Raw genomic sequence first — 19,663 nt, forward strand, 5'->3', positions numbered from 1 at the left:
ACCGGCTCGGCGGGGGGCGATGTAAGTATTAGGAATTTAGGCTATTAGCGTGGCGCGCGAGGCGGGCCTTACGACGGGCAGCCGTACGAGGATGCAAAATCCCTTTGGCGGCCATACGATCAATCGTCGTGTATGCACTACTTAGCTTATCCTGTGCCACAGCTTGATCGGACACTTGAAGTACTCGTTTTTCGGCTGTGCGGCAACGAGCACGATCCCGGCGATTCCTCTCCCGGGCTTTGGCGGCCGTCTTCATCCGCTTTTCGCAAGATTTGTGTTGTGGCATTCTGTCTAAAAAAACCTTATCTTCTTGTAATTCCTACCCCAAACGGGCAATCCCTGACAGACATGTCTGTAACTGTCCGCCTGAAGTGACGCAATATAAACAAGACTCAAAACAAAGTCAAGTGAATAGTTTCACGCTGTCGGATAGTGCCAAGCGAGCGCTAGAGGGTGCATCCAGAATCGCAGTCTTGACCGGGGCCGGAATTTCAGCCGAATCCGGGCTCGGCACCTTCCGGGGAAAAGAGGGAATTTGGAACAAGATGCGGCCCGAAGAGCTTGCCAGCATGGAAGGCTTCATGGCCAATCCTGAATTGGTCTGGGAATGGTATTCCTACCGCAGATCGCTGCTCTCGACGGCGAAACCAAATCCTGCCCATGTTGCGTTAGCAGAGTGGGGGGAGAGTTGCTCACAATTTACCTTGGTCACTCAAAACGTCGACGGTCTTCACCAACTTTCAGGCCAGAGCGAGGTCTTGGAACTCCATGGCAATATTCGCGTCGACCGTTGCTTGACTTGCGGCAATGAATCAGAGGACGATTTGCACGAACAATTCGAGGGGATTCCGTTTTGCTCATGCGGCGGGAAACTTCGCCCCGGAGTCGTATGGTTTGGCGAAATGCTGCCGGAGCGTACGTTGATGCGAGCTTTTGCCGCCGCCGAGTCTTGTGATCTGTTTCTCGTTATCGGAACTTCAGCGGTAGTCTATCCTGCCGCTGCTCTGCCAGAGGTTGCGGCCGATCACGGCGCGGCGACCATTGAAGTGAATTTGGAACCAACGCAATTCAGCGCGCGTGCCACGTGCACAATACTTTCTCAGGCATCGATAGCAGTGCCCGCGCTTCTTACATTCTGGAAGACAGCCAACTCTTCGTTAACGCACAAAGAATGACGAATCAGATAGGCATAGCGAAACGACTCTCTCTGATTGGCGTGTTTATAGTCGCGGCGATTGCTTTTAATAGCGGTTGTGCATATTACAACACGTTCTACAACATTAAGAGAGATTTCAAGGCGGCAGAAAAACAAACCGAGCGCGCGCAGCTTGGCCAACAAGCGGCCGCTCAGGGATCCGCGCAAAGTGGTCAACCCGCTGGTGCTGCGGGTGTTCCGTCGCAGCAGTATCAGGCAATTCTCCAGTCGTGCTCCAAACTCTTAGAGTACTATCCAAAGAGCCGCTGGATAGACGATGCCTTGATGATCATGGGAGTTTGCTACTATCGAACGGAAGAATTCGCGCGCGCAGAACGCAAGTTCACGGAATTACTTTCGATCTTCCCAAATAGCAAGCACACGCAAAATGCTATTGTTTGGAAGGCACGCTCCTTATTGGCACAGGAAGAATATGACGCCGCTGAGGACTTGTTGACCGCATCCGAAAGCCGTCTGAAATCGCCGGATGCTAAGGCTGCGGCGGGCCGGACATTGGCCGGTATCTATGACAAACGAGGACAGCCTGAAGAAGCGATAAAGTACCTCGAAGCGATCCGCTCAATATCATATGACCGGGACAACAAGGCGTCGGACTACCTCACGCTGGGGCGCTCGTATATCGCGCTTGACCGCGATGAAGATGCTTCAAGATCGCTTGAGCAATGTCTCCGGACAACGCGAAGCGCGGACGAGGCTTTCGCCTCACGCTCCCTTTTAGCCCGTATGGCGGCGGACGCAGGAGACTATCAATCAGCTCGCACATATTTGCGGCCGCTTCAAACAGACCGCCGTTTTCTCAATCGCGTCGGCGATGTTCAGATTGAACTTGCCAATGTAGAAGCGGTCGCGGGCGACCCCGTTCTGGCCATTCAAATGCTCGAGTACTACTGTTCGACGGCCAACCAAGGTGAGCCAAAAGCAAAAGCATACATGATGCAAGGCTACGTGGCACGCGACAGGCTCCGAGAGTTCGAAATCGCAAAAGCCAAATTCGACAGTGTTGCCGCAGCCGGAGCCTCCCGACCACTCGCTGACAGTGCGCAGGTACTCTCTGATGAACTCGCGAGGGGGCTTAGCGCACTCGAACGCATCCCGGCATTGCAAGACAGCCTGACGACTCTTTCAGAACTGGCTGCAATACCGGAGCACGAGGCCGAAAATCCAGCTGTTGCAGAAGTTGATTCCTCAGGGAACGCAGAACAAGCCAGTATGGAAGAAGACTCGGTCTCTGAGACCAGTGTTGCGAACGAGCCCGCGATGGCGGAAATGGAAGCCGATTCGACAACAACTGCTGCGCCGCTCGAAACTGCGTTATCCGAGATCATTCCGCTCGACAGTACAGTAGCCGAAAACCTAAGTGATTCAACTGTCAATGTCGACACGACATCCCAAAAGGCTCTGACCCCTGCTCAAATTATGGCGGACTCAATCATGCGAGCGATGGCCATTGAAGATTCTATTTTCAGATCAAGTTCTGAGTCAATGAGCGAAGCGAATGAAGGCGACTCCGAACTTGCGGACTCCGCGAACGTGGTCAATTCGCCTGCAAACGCGGATTCGTTGCCGGCGGTTCCTGCTGGACCGTCTCCGGAGGAACGGCGCGCGATGCAATTGGCTTCGCTTTCAAAGCGGTTAGTCAATGCTCATCTTGAGGCCGCGTCCTTTTATCAAGATGTTGCAAAAGATCCCGACAGCGCATTCATTCATATTCAGCAGGCCTCAGAGGTACCGGATTATTCGGCTGACCATTGGCGAGCCGTTGTTCAATACGGAATGATTCTGCAAGATCGTAATCCGGGCAGCACAGAGGCAAATGAACTATTAATGTCCGCCGCGACAAACGACGCTGTGCCTCGCGGAATTCAAAATGCGGCGCGTGACTTGGTCGGACTTCCACAAGTTGCCAAGGAAAAGACGGAGCAGGAAATCGCGCTTGAAGGCGCGGAGCGAATGCTGTTAAGCGGCAACCCAATCGACAGCGTTTTAGATCAATATGTGGAAGTTGCCGCGATGGACAGCCATTCGTTTGCAGGGAGTCAGGCCCTGCAGGCCATTGCCTATTTGCAAGAATATCAACTCACCGATTATTCGAACGCATTGGCGACGCATCAAGCGATTATTGAGTTGTTTCCTGACTCCCAGTTCGTAGCCATATCCAAGGCTAAAGTTAGTGAACCCGACACAACTTCGATCTTCCTGATGAGCGACAAAGAACTCGAAGGGTCCTTTCAGCCGGCAATGGACTTGCTCACTTCCGAGTCAGACTCGACCGGATGGCCGCCTGAAGAGTCTTCTCTATTAGGTAGACGATTCAGGTAGTGTCTAATCTCGCGTGGCGTCTGCTCATTGCAATGATCGGCATTCCCGCGCTGATCTTCTGCGTGGTCGTGGGAAACGCGTGGCTTACTGCGCTCATTGTCACGCTGCAAGTGCTTGCGCTCTGGGAGTGGAGCCGACTCGCGCGGGCCGCGCAGATTCCGTTTAAAGCGTGGCCGGTGCTTCCGCCGCTGATTGCCGTGAACATGTTTGTGTTCGCGCCGTATTGGCTTTGGACGGCGCCTGTTGCCATCTCGCTGGGCTTTTTCTGGATCGGAAGCGCGGTTTTCGATGGCGCGCGCCAACCTCTTCGCACGTTGGGCCACGGCGCGCTCTTTTTGTTGTACGCCGCGTTGCCCCTTGCCTTATGGGCACGCATCTGGGCCATGAGCGACCCGCTACGTTTCAGCGTCGCCGGAACTCTCTTCGTACTCTTTGCCGCCACGTGGTTGTGCGACTCCGCCGCGTATTTCGGCGGGCGCGCCCTGGGCCGGCACAAACTCTACGAGAAAGCCAGCCCCAACAAAACCGTCGAAGGCGCGTTTTTTGGCGTGCTTGGCGCGGCGTTGTTGTTGCCGTTGTTGCGCCTATTTGATCTTGCTGTGCCGACGCCTCTCGATTACATCGCGCTGCCCCTGATTGTCGGCGTCTTTGGCCAAAGCGGCGATCTCTTGGAGTCGCTCATCAAACGTGAATCTGGCGTCAAAGACAGTTCTCATCTCATTCCCGGACACGGCGGCGTGTTGGACCGTTTCGATTCCCTGCTTTTGTCCACACCATTCTATTTCGCCTACCTCTACCTGACCACGTTCCTCCACCTGTACCTGACCAAGTGACGAACACCGAAACCCACTCCCGCGCCGTGAACACACTCGTCTCCGTCAAGGAAGGAGCCAATCCGAAAGTTGTCGAGATGTTCGACCGCATCGCGGGCACCTACGACAAACTCAACCGCTTCTTCTCGATGGGCGTAGACCGCACATGGCGCAAGCAAGCCGTGCGTTCGCTGGTCTTGCAACCTGGCATGAGAGTGCTCGATTGCAGCGCAGGAACCGGCGACATGTCCTTCGAAGCGCACAAACAATGCGCCGGCGTTCATACGACGTTGTTCGATCCCTCCGCCAAAATGCTCGAGCTTGCTGAGACAAAAGCGCGCAATACCTCCATCACAAACTATGATCTATTGTGCGGCGCCGCTGAACAAATCTCGGCAGAAGATGCGTCATACGATCGATTCATGGTCGCCTTCGGCATTCGCAATTTCCACGATCTCTCCGGCGGGCTGACCGAGCTTCACCGCGTATTGAAGCCCGGCGGCATGGGTGTGATTCTCGAGTTTACTCCGGATCGCTCTAAGATCATTGACAAAATTTTCAAATTCTACATGTGGTGGGTCATGCGTCCGGTTGGTGGAGCAGTCTCTGACGATCGCGAAGCATACAAGTATTTGGCTGAGACGATTCAGAAGTTTCCGTCATCAGACAAACTGATTGAGATCTTTAAGCAAGCAGGCTTCTCGCGCGTTGAAGCCGTGCCGCTGTCACTCGGAATTGCGACCCGCTTCATTCTGACTAAATAGAACCACATGCAGCCGCGACGCGAACTAAGCTGGTTAGATGTACCGGCATTGAGTTTCGCGATGGCTGGCATCGTTGGCGCGGTCGGCTCCCTGTTTGTTGCGGTCCCGCGGTTTTTTCTCTTAGCTGTGTGCATAAGCGCGGTTGGTGCCGCGTTAACCGCACTGCTGATCGCCCGCCGCCGCGGCGTTGTCGTAGGTTTGACGTACTTCACGGTGGCATGCATCGTATGCTTGCGAGGCTCGTCGGACATCGCCCGATATGAACGCGCGAGCTTCGTTGCCCAAGATCCCGACACCGCGGCAGTTCATTGTCGCGGTGTTGTCATATGGAAAGAAGAGTCTGGACATAGTGGGCGAGTAACAAGGCTTTTGCTCTCCAATCTAAAACTCACCCTGCCGGACACAACCCTGTACGTCGGGAAATTATATCTCCGGCTCAATGTCCCCGCAAACATCGCAGATCAGTGCGAGATTGGGGACGTGATCGCGTGCGAGGCGAGAATTCAATCCGCCGAGTATTACCAGCGGCGCACGGTGCGTGAATTGTGTTGGACGTTGCGCGATAGACTAATCGGTACGGCGAAACTTGCGGGCGACGAATCATTCGTAGTGGTTCACGGCACATACAATATGCGGCGAGCGACCTACGACATTCGCAACAAGATATTCGGAGTGTTTGAACAATATCTCCGGCCTGATGCGCGCGCGGTGGCGGGAGCATTGTTGCTTGGATCACGAACGGCTTTCTCGACTGATTTTCGGAATGATTTACAGACAACGGGGCTCGCGCATCTATTTGCACTGAGCGGACTGAACACTGGCTTACTCGTCTCACTATTCTGGCTCGTATTGGGATGGTTACGAATTCCGCGCAGGCTGCGCTATCTGGTGCTGCTCATGTTGTTGGCGTTCTACACTGCGCTGGGACTCGGAGTTCCTTCGCTTCTTAGATCGTCCGTCATGGCAGCTCTGCTGATTACGTCCAGATTGCTTGCGCGGCCGAATCATCCTCTTAATCTTTTGCTTTTTGCGGCGGGGCTTGAGCTGCTTGTTTGGCCCTTGCACATTCTTGACGCAGGTTTTCATTTGAGCTATTTGTCAATGGCCGGAATTCTTGCGGCTTATCTTGCGCTGCACAAACCCATTCAAGATATTGTTCACATTAGGAACACGAGCCTTGCGGGACGCACCGTTGAAACGCTGACAAGCACACTCGGTGCGCAATTGGCAACTGCGCCGTCCGTTGCGCTGATGTTTGGGCGAGTTCCTGGACTCGCGATCGTTGCCAATGTCATAGCAATTCCGATCTTCTCGTTGTTGCTTGTTCTGATACTTGTTTTACTTTTGTTGGCGCCGCTCAATGACTTTCTCGCGTCAGCATTTGCTAGATCGATAGAAGCACTCGTTTCCGTATTTGCGGTTGTGACGAGTGTTGCCGCGAAAGTCGTCGGCGCGAGCTTCGCAAGTCTTCAACATTGGTTCTGGACAGCGCTGGCGATAGTGACACAACTTGCCGGAATTGTCTTTGCTTTTGTTGGACGGGGTAAGATTGCCCTGACATTCGCACTGATCGCCGTCAATCTGCTTTTGTGGCCATCGCGGTTTGTTTCGGAACCGACGGCACGCATTACTTCCATCGGAGCTGATGGAGCGGAGTGCTATCTCGTGCACTTTGGCGAAATTAATCTTCTGATGGGATCAGGACCGGAATGGGAAGCGGAGCGGCGCGCGTATCAAGTCACCGATGCACTGCAATCAATAGGCGCAGCAAGGTTGAATATGCTGGTCGCTTTTGACAGAAAAGCTACCGACATTGGCGCGGCGCCTGCAATAATTGATGCAGCAAAACCCGAACTCGTGCTCGATTTCGCGCTTCCCCGTGACACGAGAACTTCTGACCGCCTGGATGCGGCATGTTTGCTCGCGGGGGCGAAACTGCTCTCGGGACGGGTCGGGGAAATGTGGAATGTGGAGAACACTCGAGTTGAGATTGTCGACATGGATGCACAAGCCAAAAGATTCACAATCGAACTTACCGAGGGTATCGAGTGTCTGAGAATTTCGTACAACGGCGTTCAAATTGAAAACATAGAACACTCTGTGACCTTTCACGACTGCCATTTAAGTGCGCCATTGGAGTTTTCTGCATCTATACGATCGTGGACAAAGAAAGAAAACACTTGGCACGGAGAAGCGCCGAAAGCTCTCGAGTTAGCGCGACTAATGTCCCTGCCGACGGGTCCCAAGGTTTGAGAAATGCTTGAACCCAAATTCACCGAAATAGAGGACCGCGTCGAGCTCGCGTTGATTGCCTCGGGCTACGGATCAATCCTCGGTTGTGATGAGGCCGGTCGTGGACCGTTGGCCGGTCCGGTCGTTGCGTCGGCAGTGGAGTTTCGCGACTGCGACGTGATTTGGAAATGCAAGGATTCAAAAAGTCTGACACCCAACGCACGCGCGGAGCTTTTTGATCAGTTGGTTTCGTCCGTCCGCTTTTCCATATCGAGTCTTGACGCCCACCAAATCGATGAACTCAACATACGTGTTGCATCACTTCAAGCGATGACGAATGCCGCTCTCGACTTATCTGCGACACCTGATCTTGTTTTGGTCGATGGACGGGACCGTTTACCGCAAATCGTAACAAGTCGTGCGATCGTCAAAGGTGATGCACGAGTCGCGACAATTGCTGCCGCGTCCATCATTGCGAAAGTTACTCGCGACCGGTTAATGCTCACATTTCATGAACAGTATCCCGAGTATGGTTTTGACAGACATTTCGGGTATCCGACCGCAGAACACCGTAAGAAATTGTTACAGTTCGGCCCCTGTCCCATTCATCGAAGGAGCTACCGCGGTGTTCGCGAACTTGTTGAAAATTCTTAGACGAAAAGAGAGGGCGCTTTCCGATCAAGAGCATGGAGCTTGGGGCGAAGAGCTTGCTTCGCGGCACCTTGCGAGCAAGGGACTAAAGATCATTGACCGGAATTGGCGCAACAAGGCGGGCGAACTGGACTTGGTGGCCCGTACGGACGAGTTGCTGATTTTCGTCGAAGTAAAATCGTCTCGCCATGAGTCAGAGTATCTTCCAGAACACCGCGTAAATTGGAAGAAGCAGCACAAAATTAAGCGGCTGGCTGCGGCATATTGCAAATCCCATCGATTAGACCAGCCAATTCGATATGATATTGTCAGCGTAGTCGGTGAAGGCAAACACATACAAATCAGGCACATTGAGAACGCGTTTTCATAAAATAGTAGTTTCAGCGCTTGTCTTATGCGTTGCCTTTTCTGCGCGGGCCGCAGTTGTCCTGTCAGAGATCATGTATGATCCGGCGGGCGATGAGGCAACTGACGAATTCGTTGAACTCTATAACAACTCCGCATTGCCGGTGCAATTGCAGGGTTGGACAATTTCCGATGGCGCAACAGAAGATACGCTTGCCGATGCGGGACAAGGTTTGCTCGCGGCGCCAAATCAATTCATATTGATAATTGATCCCGACTACGTCGAAAGCGGAAGCACCACTTATGACGGATTGGTACCCGAATCGGCTTTGATAGTCACCATTAGTAACAATACATTTGGAAGTCGCGGCCTTTCAAACAGTTCGCCCGAGACGATCAGCATAAGAAACGCCACAGGCTCTTTGGTTGCGCAATACACCTATTCGATAGAAAACGAGTCCGGTCATTCTGACGAGAAAATCCGCCTTGCTGCGCCTGACGATTCTTCCAACTGGCACAGCAGTCTTGAAGTCAACGGCACGCCGGGTCGAAGAAACAGTGTAACTCCCCCTGATCGCGATTTGAGCATCGTCCTTATGCGCGCAACCCCGGATTACCCTCTCGCGAATTCTAACTATGAGCTTGAAGTAGTAATTGTCAATACCGGTCTGCAAAGTTTGAGTTCAACTGTTGTAATACACGCCGACTCTTCAGATGGCGCCGTTTACGTCTTAGACTCGCTCGAAACGACGCTCGTGCAGCCCGCGGATACGACGGTCTTGTCGCCCATTGTTCGAATGCCAAGTTCGGGCATCCACGAACTGCTCGCAGAACTTACCGTGCTTGACGACATTGCTTCAAACGACACATTATCTTTGCTAATCACCAGCGACATTTCGCAAAATGGCCTGCTCTTCAATGAGATAATGTCCGAGCCTTTGCCGGGAAGAGCTGAATGGGTCGAGTTTGCCGTCTTTGGATCCACTCCCGTTTCCACACGCGGAGTGTTCATTTCAGATGGGAACGGTATTGCTGACAGCACAAAGAGATTCGGACTGCCTGAATTGGTAGTTCTCCCCGGATCTTTCTTTGTTCTTGCTGCGGACAGTTCCGTGCTAATGGAAAACATTCCATTAGAGTCACGGCTCGTCATTTTAGATGCTTCGGGATTCACGCTCAATAACAGCGGCGACTCACTCGTCCTATACAATTCGAACGGCGACGTACTCGAACGGGTCGACTATCGCGGCAATTGGGGAAATGGTGAGGCCGGAGTTTCACTCGAGCGGCTTTCTTCTGAGATCCCAACAAACGAGGAGCAAAACTGGAAGTCGAGCGTCGACCCGACGGGATCAACACCCGGGCGGATGAACTCCCGAAGTATATCCTCGGCACACAGCCAAACCACGCTGTCTGTTGCGCCGTCTCCGTTTACTCCCAACGATGATGGCAAAGATGATGTCGCCGAAATTAGGTATCAATTGGAACAACCGGGCCACGCCGTTTCAGTCAAGATTTTTGACATTAGAGGAAGGGAGATCAATAGACTGACCGTCAGCAACAGTGCATCGAGTGGTGTTTTGCTGTGGGATGGCCGCAAGTCAAATGGCACGACCGCCCCTACGGCCCGCTATGTCGTCCTGCTAGAAGCCGAAAACGACAACGGATCAAATTCGACGGCCCGCACGACCGTCATCCTTGCCCGTCCCAAATGAGACTAGTTCAGCTTGAAAATATTGGCGTCTATTTCCCCGGACGCACGCTTTTTGAAAAGATTAATTGGGCAGTCTTTCGCAGCCAACGTGTTGGTTTGGTCGGCGTCAACGGCGCAGGCAAGAGTACGCTGTTGAAAATCATCGCGGGTGATTCGCAGCCTTCAGACGGGAAACTCGTCATGACACGCGACACGACCGTTGGTTATCTTCCGCAGAGCGGCATCTCGTTTCGCGGACGCGAGCTTTTTGCCGAAGCCTATTCAGGTTTGCCCGACATTCCACATCTTCAAGAACAGCTTGATCACTGCCGTGAAGAGCTCTCCAAGAAACCTGACGATCAAGAGTTGCTTGAGTTGGTCGGTGTACTGGAACATCGATTTCATATGCTTGAAGGTTACCGCGCCGAAGCCAAAGTCGCAAGCATTCTCGGCGGCCTCGGATTTCATGAGCGCGATTTCAGACGCGCCACCGACGAGTTTTCCGGAGGTTGGCAAATGCGTATCGCACTCTCGAAACTCCTGCTGCGCGATCCCGACATTCTGCTCCTCGACGAACCGACCAACCACCTCGATTTGCCGACGGTGGTATGGCTCGAAGGTTTCCTGAAAAGCTATGACGGTGCCGTGATTCTCGTTAGCCATGACCGCAAATTTTTGGACGGCATGGTGACAGAGATAGCGGAATTGCAGCACGGTGAATTGACCATTTACCCCGGTAATTATTCCGAGTACGAGTCGGGCAGGGAAGAGCGCGCCGAACTCCTGCACCGTGAACAAGAAAAGGTGGACGCCGAGCGCAAACACCTTGAGAAGTTCGTCGAGCGGTTTCGCTATAAAGCCAGCAAAGCGACGCAAGCACAGAGCCGCATCAAACGACTTGAAAAACTCGAAGATGTCGAGCAGCTCTCCGGCACAAAGAAAATTCACTTCAGATTTCCTGAAGCGGCTCCTTCGGGAAAGTGGGTGATCGAACTCAAGAACTTGAGCAAGCATTACGGAGAACTGCAGGTCTTCAATGAGGTGGACGTTGTAGTCGGTCGCGGAGAACGTATCGCCTTGGTCGGAGCCAACGGCGCGGGAAAATCTACGCTCTGCAGACTGATCAGCAAGCAAGAATCTCCCACTGACGGCGACGTCACTCACGGTCACAACGTCACGGTCGAGTTCTTTGCGCAAGAGGCAGAAAGCAAACTCAACCTGAATGCCACGGTACTCGAAGAGGCCGAAGCCGACAACCGCTCACTTTCCTATTCGCAATTGCGTGGACTGCTCGGAGCATTTTTATTTCAAGGCGATGACGTCGACAAGAAAGTCAGTGTGCTCTCCGGTGGTGAAAAATCCCGGCTTGCGCTTGCGAAGCTCCTTTTGCGGCCCGCGAATTTCCTGATCTTGGACGAGCCCACGAACCATCTCGACATGGCCTCGCAGGATGTCCTGCTTGATGCACTGAAGCACTACGGCGGCACATTGCTTGTTGTCAGCCATGATCGGCACTTCCTGGATAGACTTGTCGAGCGTGTGCTCGAGATGGAGAACGGCAAACTGCGCGACTGGCCGGGAACTTTGAGCGACTATCTTGAGAAAAAAGGGTTGACGGGTGACCAAGGCGGACTCTCAAAGTCGGCCAATGCACAAGCGGAAACATCGGCAAGCGACACACGCTCTAAGCAGAAGGAACTGAAGCGAATTGAAGCCGAGATTCGCAACAAGTTTTCAGCACAGATGCAGACACTCCGTGAAAGCTGTCGCAAATCCGAGGCGCGCATCGAGCAGTTAGAGGCGCGCCAAACTAAGATTGAGGCCCAGCTTTCCGAAGAATCATTCTATCAGGACCCCGAAAAATCAGGAACCGTATTGGCGGAGTACAAGAAACTCCGCGAAGAGCTCCCTCAATTGTATTCACGTTGGCAAGAGGCGGAAAACGAGCTCGTAGAGTTGGAAGAGATTAAGAATAAAGAACTTGAAAATGCACGAACGGGCGGAATCGCTTGACAATCCCCCCAAACGGTGCTATATTAAGTATTTACCATAACTAACCCCAGAACCCTCGGAAATGCCGGAAGAATCGCGAATAGCGGTCGTTGCTTTAGGCGGAAATGCCATTTCCCTGCCTGATGAGGTGGACACGATTTCAAACCAGTTCCGGCACTCTCGCGATGCTTTGCAGGGTGTATCCGAACTGATCCATCGCGGCTATAAACTCGCCGTGACGCACGGAAACGGTCCGCAAGTCGGCAATGCGCTCTTGCGAGTCGAACTTTCCGCCGATCGCGCGCCGACTCTTCCCTTAGGGATAATCGTCGCCGACACCGAAGGCGGCATGGGCTACATGATCGAACAGTGCTTGCAGAATGTCTTTCTGCGTCGCGGTTACGGTCATGTGGAAGTGGTTACGATTGTCACGCAAGTTCTGGTCGATCCGCAAGACTCCGCACTCAAGAATCCGACCAAATACATTGGTCAATTCTATTCCGAAGACGAAGCCAAAGTCAAAGTATCTGAGCAAGGCTGGACGGTCAAAGCCTTCGGTAACCGCGGTTATCGCAGAGTGGTAGGTAGTCCAATGCCACTCGAAATTTTGAACCGCGCGGTCATCAAACAGCTCGTGCATTCGGGAACGGTTGTGATTGCGGCCGGTGGCGGCGGAATTCCGGTCTATCAGGAATCCGACGGCTGGCTCGAGGGAGTGGACGCCGTCATAGACAAAGACCGGGCCTCAGCGGTGCTTGCACGCGACATCGAAGCGCAGGACCTTTTCATCGTCACTGCGACGCCGTATGTGTCGTTGAACTTCGGCTCGCCGGAACAGAAGGACCTAAAAAAGGTCACGCTCAGCGAAATCGAAAAGTACTACAACGATGGACATTTCCCCGCCGGGAGCATGGGGCCGAAGATCGAGGCCGCCATCAAATTCCTGCGCGAAGGCGGCGAACGTGTCTTGATTTGCGATCTTAGTCAGTTCATTGAGAGTCTTGACGGGCAAAGTGGAACATGGATATTGCCCGGTTAAGTTAAGAACGGAAAATTCATAAATGAAAATTCACGAGTATCAAGCGAAGAAAATCCTGTCGGGATTCGGCGTCCCCGTTCCCAAGGGCGGACCGGCGCTGAGTGTCGAAGAAGCTGTGAAGATCGGCCTGTCCTTGGGCAGTTTTCCCGTGGTGGTCAAGGCACAGATTCATGCAGGCGGCCGTGGAAAGGGCGGCGGTGTAAAACTCGCCAAGTCCGAATCAGAACTAAAAGAATATGCGTCCCAGATTTTGGGCATGCAGTTGATCACGCACCAGACCGGCCCTGAGGGCAAGAAAGTGCAGCGCCTGTTGATTGAACAGGGCATGAAGATCGACAAAGAATTTTACGCGGGTATTTTGCTTGACCGCGCGCAGTCCAAAGACGTCTTCATGGTTTCAACCGAAGGCGGCATGGACATCGAAGAAGTCGCGGCCAAGACGCCCGAGAGAATTGTCAAGGTCGCAATTGATCCGGCCAGCGGATTTCAGCCGTTTCATGCGCGCCGTTTAGCCTTCGCACTGGGGCTCTCTGGCAATGCCTTCAAGTCCGCGGTCAAAGCCTTCGCGAAACTGTATGCGGCGTACAGCGCGTCAGATTGCAATCTTCTCGAAATCAACCCGTTGATTTTGTCTGGCGACGAAATTATCGCGCTCGACGCCAAAGTCACGTTTGACGATAACGCGCTTTTCCGTCATGCGGATTTTGCCGAACTGCGCGACCTGACTGAAGAAGATCCCGCCGAAATCGAAGCCTCGAAGTCCAATTTGAATTTCATCAAGCTCGACGGCAACATCGGCTGCATGGTCAACGGCGCAGGCTTGGCGATGGCCACGATGGACATCATCAAGTTGCACGGCGGCGAACCCGCGAACTTCTTGGACGTCGGCGGCGGTGCAAATGCCGAATCGGTTTCGGCGGCGTTCAGAATTATTCTCGCTGACAAGAACGTGAAAGCGATCCTGATCAATATCTTCGGCGGCATCGTGCGCTGTGACCGCGTTGCTGCGGGTGTCATTGAAGCCGCCAAGTCCGAACACGTAGGAATCCCTGTAGTCGTCAGACTTGAAGGCAACAATGCAGACGTTGCCGCCAAAATGTTGAAAGACTCCGGATTGAATTTGACGGCCGCCACCGAACTCACGGATGCGGCGAACAAGGCCTGCGCGGCGGTGAAGGGATAGCACATCATGTCGATCTTACTTAACAAAAATACCAAGATCCTCGTGCAGGGAATCACCGGCTCCGAAGGATCATTTCATACCCAGCAGATGCTGGAGTACAACACGAACGTCGTTGCAGGCGTGACTCCCGGCAAGGGCGGAACGTTGGCAAATGAAAAAGTTCCCGTTTTCAACACGGTGCGCGACGCCGTAGATAAGACCGGTGCGAACGCCTCGATCATCTTCGTTCCGCCGCCGTTCGCGGCTGATGCGATGCTCGAAGCGATTGAAGCGGGCGTCGAACTGATCATTGCCATCACCGAGGGCGTGCCCGTGCGCGATATGGTCACCGTGAAGCATGCGCTGAGCGGCTCGAAGTCGCGTTTGGTCGGTCCCAATTGCCCGGGCGTAATTACTCCTGGAGTGGGGAAGATGGGCATCATGCCTGCTTTCATTCATCTTGAAGGTAAGTGCGGATTGATCAGCCGCAGCGGCACGTTGACCTACGAAGCCGTGAAGCAATTGACGGATCGCGGCATTGGCCAATCCACTTGCGTCGGTATCGGCGGCGATCCGATTCCCGGCACGAACTTCCTGGATGCGCTGAAGCTCTTCAATGCAGACCCTGACACCAACGCCGTCGTGATGATCGGCGAAATCGGCGGCTCTGCGGAAGAAGAAGCCGCAGAGTACATCAAGAGCGAATTCAAGAAGCCGGTTGTCGGCTTCATCGCAGGTCAAACGGCTCCTCCGGGACGCCGAATGGGTCATGCCGGCGCGATTATCGCGGGCGGCAAAGGCACGGCGAAAGAAAAAGTAGCGGCGATGGAGAGCGCAGGGATTCACGTTTCGAAATCCCCGGCAGACATCGGTGCGACGATGGCAAAAGTCTTAGGTAAATAATCATACAAAAGGAAACGATGGAACGCACATTGATGATCATCAAGCCCGATGCAGTTGCCGCAAAGAATATCGGCAACATCGTGGCTCGTGTCGAAAAAGAAGGATTCAACATCACCGGTTTGCGCTACGCTCAATTGACTAAGGAGCAGGCGGGTGATTTTTACGCGGTTCACAAAGAGCGTCCCTTTTATGGTGACCTCGTGAACTATATGACCAGTGGTCCCGTGGTGGTCGGCCGTTTAGAGCGCGAAAACGCCGTCGAACATTGGCGTTCGGTGATCGGCGCGACCGATCCTAAGAAAGCCGAAGCGGGAACCATCCGCGCACTTTATGGAGCGAGCATCGAAGCCAATGCCGTGCATGGCTCCGATTCTCCGGAAAACGGCAAGAAAGAAACTGATTTCTTCTTTGCCTAATCGCGTTTCGTAACGTTGGGATCGATCAAGCCGGGTACTGGAGTCGCAATCAGTCCCGGCAAACTGCTCATTTGCGCATTTGTGTTCTTTGTGTGTGTTACGGCCAGCAACGGCTGGCTCGATTTGCTGATCCTAACGACGGCATTTCTGCTGGCAAGCATTGCTTTCGTAAAACATGACGGCCACTATGCAAAGGCCATCAAGGCATCGTGGCTGCTCTTTCTGACGGCGGCGGTGATTCATTTGATCTTTCGTCTCTGGTTCGTCAGAAAAGTAGATATCTCGACGGCTAATGCGCTCTTGAGCACGGCGTTCTTTCTCGTGCGGTTGTTGCTTCTGATCCTCATGACCGCGCTCTTGCTGCGCAAATTCAGTCCCGTGCAGTATTCAGATTCCGTCACCTCCCGTTTGGGATTTCTGATTGGAAAGCGGAACGCTGTGCAGGCCGGACATATCACGATGCTCGCATTTTCGGTCTTGCCGCAAGTCCAAGAGCACATGGCCAACCGCAAACTTGCTCGCAAGCTGCGCGGGTTGACCGTTTCGAACGATACAGTTGGAAGATTGGAGTATGCAAGATCGGAACTGTTTGCGGCATTCAATTTTGCATTGTCCTATGCCGGAGTATTGGCTGCCGTGTTGTGGTCAAGAGGGTTTGACCCTGAGCGCTCCAGCATCGCTCCCCAAAAGTTCGCTGCATCTACGGCTGGAAACCTAGTCATAATTGTCTTCTGCATACTGTGTCTGACCACCCTATTGCCGCTGCCGATAAATTAGTTCGCGCGGGCGAACGACATCGGTACAGGTTGGACGTCCAATATGACGGCACCGACTTTAGCGGTATGCAGTGGCAGCCGGACCGCAGAACCGTGCAGAGGTGTTTAGAAGAAGCTCTCGAACCGCTCTTCGAAAAAAAAGTGCGCGTCATTCCGTCGAGCAGGACCGATGCCGGAGTGCATGCCGCGAGGCAAGTCGCGCATGTCGACGCGCCGATTCAGCGTCCGTTAGCCTCGATTGTCCGGGCAGGGAATTCCCATCTTCCGCCGGACGTCCGCATTCTATCGGCGGAGCTGGTTAACCAGGAGTTTCACGCGCGCTTCTCGGCTCGTTGGCGCGGATACAAATACCGAATCACTCGAGTTCCTTTGGCGATTGGCCGTCAATATGTCTGGGAGTTTCCGCAGCCGATGGAAACAGAGCGTCTCTTCGAGCTTGCCAAGTCCATCGAAGGCACGCATAGCTTCGAGGCTTTCGCGCACGAAAACCCCGTCGAGCGGCATGGCTACGAATGCACCGTATTTCGGTCCGAGTGGCAAATTGAAGGCGATTGTCTCACATATTCTATCGAAGCGAGCAGGTTCGTCCATGGCATGGTGCGTATGCTCGTCGGCTCAATGATCGACTATGTTTGTGACCGCCGCAACGGCAAGACGATTCTTCAAATTCTGGAGTCCGGCGACAATCGCAATGCCGGAACCAAAGCTCCTGCTGGCGGTCTGACATTGGAAACCGTCGGCTACGGCACCTGGCCAAACTCTAAGTCCTAATTTATCGCGCAGTGCAGAAGTTTCTCCAGTTCTTCTTCATCGGTCTGATATTCGGCGCCTTTGTGCTGTGGGTCGTCCAGCGTGACCTTGCTCGCCAAGTTGAATTTACTGCGCTCAAGGAAGAACTTGACTCGCTGAAGTGGGTTCAGTCCTCCGAGTTTATCACGCGTTCGTTCCACGAGAATGATAATCCGGTCAGAGTGCCTGAGATTCAAGGAGATATTCAACAGACTCGCGAAAATGCGATTACGCGGGCGATTTCGGCCACGTCAAATGCAGTCGTGGGCATTAGCGTCGAACAAGTCACCGAAGTAGTAAACCCTTACGTCCCCCGCGATCCGCTGTTCCGGATGTTTTTGGACGAAAAATACTGGCCGCGAACAATTCAACAGCAGGCGTCGAGCCTTGGCTCAGGTTTTATTGTTACGCAAGACGGATATATTGTGACCAACGAACATGTCGTCAGAAACGCGACCTCGATAGTCGTCACAACCACGGTAGGCAAAAAGTACCAAGCAAAAATTGTCGGCACTGACGAATTGCTTGATATGGCTCTAATCAAGATTGACGAAGTAAATCTCCCGTTTATTGACTGGGCGAATAGTGACGAGGCCATTGTCGGCGAATGGGTCGTAGCTATCGGCAATCCCTACGGACTTTTTGACGTAAACGATCAACCGTCCGTTGCCGTCGGCGTAATTTCCGCACTTAACCGAGATTTTGAGCGCGACGTAGACGGCCGCTTGTATACGGATATGATTCAAACCGACGCAGCAATTAATCGCGGCAACTCAGGCGGACCTTTGATCGACGCCGAGGGCCGCGCGGTTGGAATGAACACGTTGATTTTCACTGAATCCGGCGGTTCCGTCGGAATCGGCTTCGCAATTCCGTCCAATCGAATCGTGAACGCGATTGACGACCTGGTAAAGGGCGGAGTTGATCGCAACTTCTGGCTCGGCATTCGCGCTAACGACCTGCGCGGCATGCTATGGAAGATGTTGAATCTGGCAGAGAATCGCGGTGCTGTGGTCACCGGTGTAGACCCCGGCAGCCCCGCGGACAGAGCGGGCATAAAAGTCGAAGACGTGATTCTGAAGATCAACGATCGAACGATTGATTGCTCGGAGGATGCCAAAGAATTCATGAACAACACCGACATTCGCGTTGGTGATACATTGACATTTGTGATCAGCCGGCACGGCACGATCATGACCAAAGAAGTTGAATTGATACCAATTCCTAAAGCACGTTCGTATATACCCGGATGATAGAACGCTATTCACGCGAACCCATGGCGTCCTTGTGGACGGAAAAAGCTCGATATGATAGTTGGCTGCGAGTCGAAATTGCCGCGCTCAGGGCCCGCGCCGAACGCGGCGAAATAGATGCCAAGGTTGTCGACCAAATCGCCAACTCTGCCCGTTTTACCATTCAGGAAATCCACGAAGTGGAAGCTGAAGTCCACCACGACGTGATCGCTTTCCTGACGGTAGTTGCAAGGTATGTCGGCGCAAATTCGCGGTTAGTACATCTCGGGTTGACATCTTCGGACGTCGTAGACACGGCTTTCGCGCTGCAAATTCAGCGGGCTGGAGTGTTGCTGCTTGAGGATATCGAAGCACTGCAAATTGTCCTGCGTCGCAGGGCGCTCGAGTTTCGCCGCACGCCGGCGGTTGGCCGGACTCACGGTATTCACGCGGAGCCGACGGTCTTTGGACTAAAATTCGCGCTCTGGGCCGATGAGTTTTCTCGTCACGAAACGCGGCTCCACGAAACATTGTCTCGAGTGGCTGTAGGCAAATTGTCCGGTGCAGTTGGGAATTATGGACACACGGACGCTGATCTTGAAGAGCGCGTCATGTCCAACCTTGGAATCGGAGTAGCGCCGATTTCAACGCAGGTACTAAGCCGCGATCTGCACGCTGAATTTTTGAATCTTTGTGCGTTAATCGGCGGCACGGTCGAAAAGATCGCCGTCGAGATCCGGCATTTGCAGCGGACGGAAGTCAGCGAAGCCTTCGAGCCTTTTGGCAAGAAACAAAAAGGCTCTTCGGCGATGCCTCACAAGCGAAATCCTATACTTTGCGAGCGCTTGACCGGCATGTCGCGTATGATCAGAGGCTACGCGCTGGTCGGTATGGAAAATATCGCGCTGTGGCATGAACGCGATATCTCGCACTCTTCGACCGAGCGCGTGGTGTTTCCGGACGCATGTATCGCATTGGACTATATGCTGCACCTGCTTTTGCGGGTTATTGACGGATTGGAAGTGGATCAAGAGCAACTTCGACGAACAATCTTCATAACTCAAGGTGCGCTCGCGTCAGAGAAAGTACTGCATGCGCTTATTGAAAAAGGCTGGCTGCGGGAAGATGCTTATGCCGCCGTGCAGAAATCTGCACGAGCCGCAATCACAGAGCGTCGTTCCATGGCCGAGTTACTTAAGGAGAATTCCGCGGTTGTTGATGTACTGGGTGTCAACAAAATCGACGAGCTTGTGAAACTTGAACCGGATTTCGAAACAGCAGACGGCATTCTCCGTAGGCTGGGAATCTTGGAAGGATAAAAG

At 53.4% G+C, this 19,663-nt stretch carries 18 protein-coding genes; 17 read left to right on the top strand and 1 reads right to left on the bottom strand.

Features of this window, described 5'->3' with window-relative positions:
- Positions 1-28 precede the first annotated feature (28 nt).
- On the bottom strand, positions 29-256 hold the full coding sequence (locus H6507_03895; protein MCB9368234.1) for a 30S ribosomal protein S20: 228 nt from the start codon (positions 254-256) through the stop codon (positions 29-31).
- A gap of 151 nt (positions 257-407) precedes the next feature.
- Here H6507_03895 and H6507_03900 point away from each other — a divergent pair, with 151 nt between their 5' ends.
- From H6507_03900 to H6507_03980, 17 genes are all read left to right on the top strand, one after another.
- A complete protein-coding gene (locus H6507_03900; protein MCB9368235.1) occupies positions 408-1,175 on the top strand; it encodes an NAD-dependent deacylase in 768 nt (255 codons plus the stop codon).
- Positions 1,172-3,535 carry a tetratricopeptide repeat protein gene (locus tag H6507_03905; GenBank protein MCB9368236.1) on the top strand — a complete coding sequence of 788 codons (2,364 nt, stop codon included), beginning with the start codon at positions 1,172-1,174 and terminating at the stop codon, positions 3,533-3,535. Before H6507_03900 ends, H6507_03905 begins: the two co-directional genes overlap by 4 nt.
- Positions 3,535-4,368 carry a phosphatidate cytidylyltransferase gene (locus H6507_03910; protein MCB9368237.1) on the top strand — a complete coding sequence of 278 codons (834 nt, stop codon included), beginning with the start codon at positions 3,535-3,537 and terminating at the stop codon, positions 4,366-4,368. The genes H6507_03905 and H6507_03910 overlap by 1 nt, the downstream gene beginning before the upstream one ends.
- Before the next feature lie 26 nt (positions 4,369-4,394).
- Positions 4,395-5,111 (top strand): bifunctional demethylmenaquinone methyltransferase/2-methoxy-6-polyprenyl-1,4-benzoquinol methylase UbiE, encoded by a 717-nt coding sequence (ubiE, locus tag H6507_03915; protein MCB9368238.1) that lies wholly within the window; start codon positions 4,395-4,397, stop codon positions 5,109-5,111.
- Positions 5,112-5,117: 6 nt separating this feature from the next.
- On the top strand, positions 5,118-7,364 hold the full coding sequence (locus H6507_03920) for a ComEC/Rec2 family competence protein (GenBank protein ID MCB9368239.1): 2,247 nt from the start codon (positions 5,118-5,120) through the stop codon (positions 7,362-7,364).
- A 3-nt stretch (positions 7,365-7,367) separates the two neighbouring features.
- Positions 7,368-7,997 carry a ribonuclease HII gene (locus H6507_03925; protein ID MCB9368240.1) on the top strand — a complete coding sequence of 210 codons (630 nt, stop codon included), beginning with the start codon at positions 7,368-7,370 and terminating at the stop codon, positions 7,995-7,997.
- Complete coding sequence (locus H6507_03930) at positions 7,984-8,364, top strand: YraN family protein (protein ID MCB9368241.1); 381 nt, start codon at positions 7,984-7,986, stop codon at positions 8,362-8,364. The genes H6507_03925 and H6507_03930 overlap by 14 nt, the downstream gene beginning before the upstream one ends.
- A 70-nt stretch (positions 8,365-8,434) precedes the next feature.
- On the top strand, positions 8,435-10,054 hold the full coding sequence (locus H6507_03935; protein ID MCB9368242.1) for a lamin tail domain-containing protein: 1,620 nt from the start codon (positions 8,435-8,437) through the stop codon (positions 10,052-10,054).
- Entirely contained in the window at positions 10,051-12,045 is a 1,995-nt protein-coding gene (locus H6507_03940; GenBank protein ID MCB9368243.1) for an ATP-binding cassette domain-containing protein, read from the top strand. The genes H6507_03935 and H6507_03940 overlap by 4 nt, the downstream gene beginning before the upstream one ends.
- A 61-nt stretch (positions 12,046-12,106) precedes the next feature.
- Positions 12,107-13,063: a carbamate kinase gene (locus tag H6507_03945; GenBank protein MCB9368244.1), complete on the top strand. Its 957-nt coding sequence runs from the start codon at positions 12,107-12,109 to the stop codon at positions 13,061-13,063.
- Between the two features lie 22 nt (positions 13,064-13,085).
- Positions 13,086-14,246 (top strand): ADP-forming succinate--CoA ligase subunit beta, encoded by a 1,161-nt coding sequence (gene sucC, locus H6507_03950; protein MCB9368245.1) that lies wholly within the window; start codon positions 13,086-13,088, stop codon positions 14,244-14,246.
- A gap of 6 nt (positions 14,247-14,252) precedes the next feature.
- Entirely contained in the window at positions 14,253-15,128 is an 876-nt protein-coding gene (gene sucD / locus H6507_03955) for a succinate--CoA ligase subunit alpha (protein ID MCB9368246.1), read from the top strand.
- A 17-nt stretch (positions 15,129-15,145) separates the two neighbouring features.
- Positions 15,146-15,544 carry a nucleoside-diphosphate kinase gene (gene ndk, locus H6507_03960; GenBank protein ID MCB9368247.1) on the top strand — a complete coding sequence of 133 codons (399 nt, stop codon included), beginning with the start codon at positions 15,146-15,148 and terminating at the stop codon, positions 15,542-15,544.
- 15 nt (positions 15,545-15,559) lie between these two features.
- On the top strand, positions 15,560-16,321 hold the full coding sequence (locus H6507_03965) for a hypothetical protein (protein MCB9368248.1): 762 nt from the start codon (positions 15,560-15,562) through the stop codon (positions 16,319-16,321).
- The gene (truA, locus tag H6507_03970; protein ID MCB9368249.1) at positions 16,285-17,091 is read left to right on the top strand and encodes a tRNA pseudouridine(38-40) synthase TruA; all 807 of its coding nucleotides are present in this window, start codon (positions 16,285-16,287) and stop codon (positions 17,089-17,091) included. The genes H6507_03965 and truA overlap by 37 nt, the downstream gene beginning before the upstream one ends.
- 11 nt (positions 17,092-17,102) lie before the next feature.
- Positions 17,103-18,362 (top strand): trypsin-like peptidase domain-containing protein, encoded by a 1,260-nt coding sequence (locus H6507_03975; GenBank protein MCB9368250.1) that lies wholly within the window; start codon positions 17,103-17,105, stop codon positions 18,360-18,362.
- Positions 18,363-18,385: 23 nt separating this feature from the next.
- Positions 18,386-19,660, top strand: a complete 1,275-nt coding sequence (locus tag H6507_03980; protein MCB9368251.1) for an adenylosuccinate lyase — start codon at positions 18,386-18,388, stop codon at positions 19,658-19,660.
- Positions 19,661-19,663: the final 3 nt, after the last annotated feature.

The sequence above is a fragment of the Calditrichota bacterium genome, assembly GCA_020637445.1.
Taxonomy (GTDB): domain Bacteria; phylum Electryoneota; class RPQS01; order RPQS01; family RPQS01; genus JABWCQ01.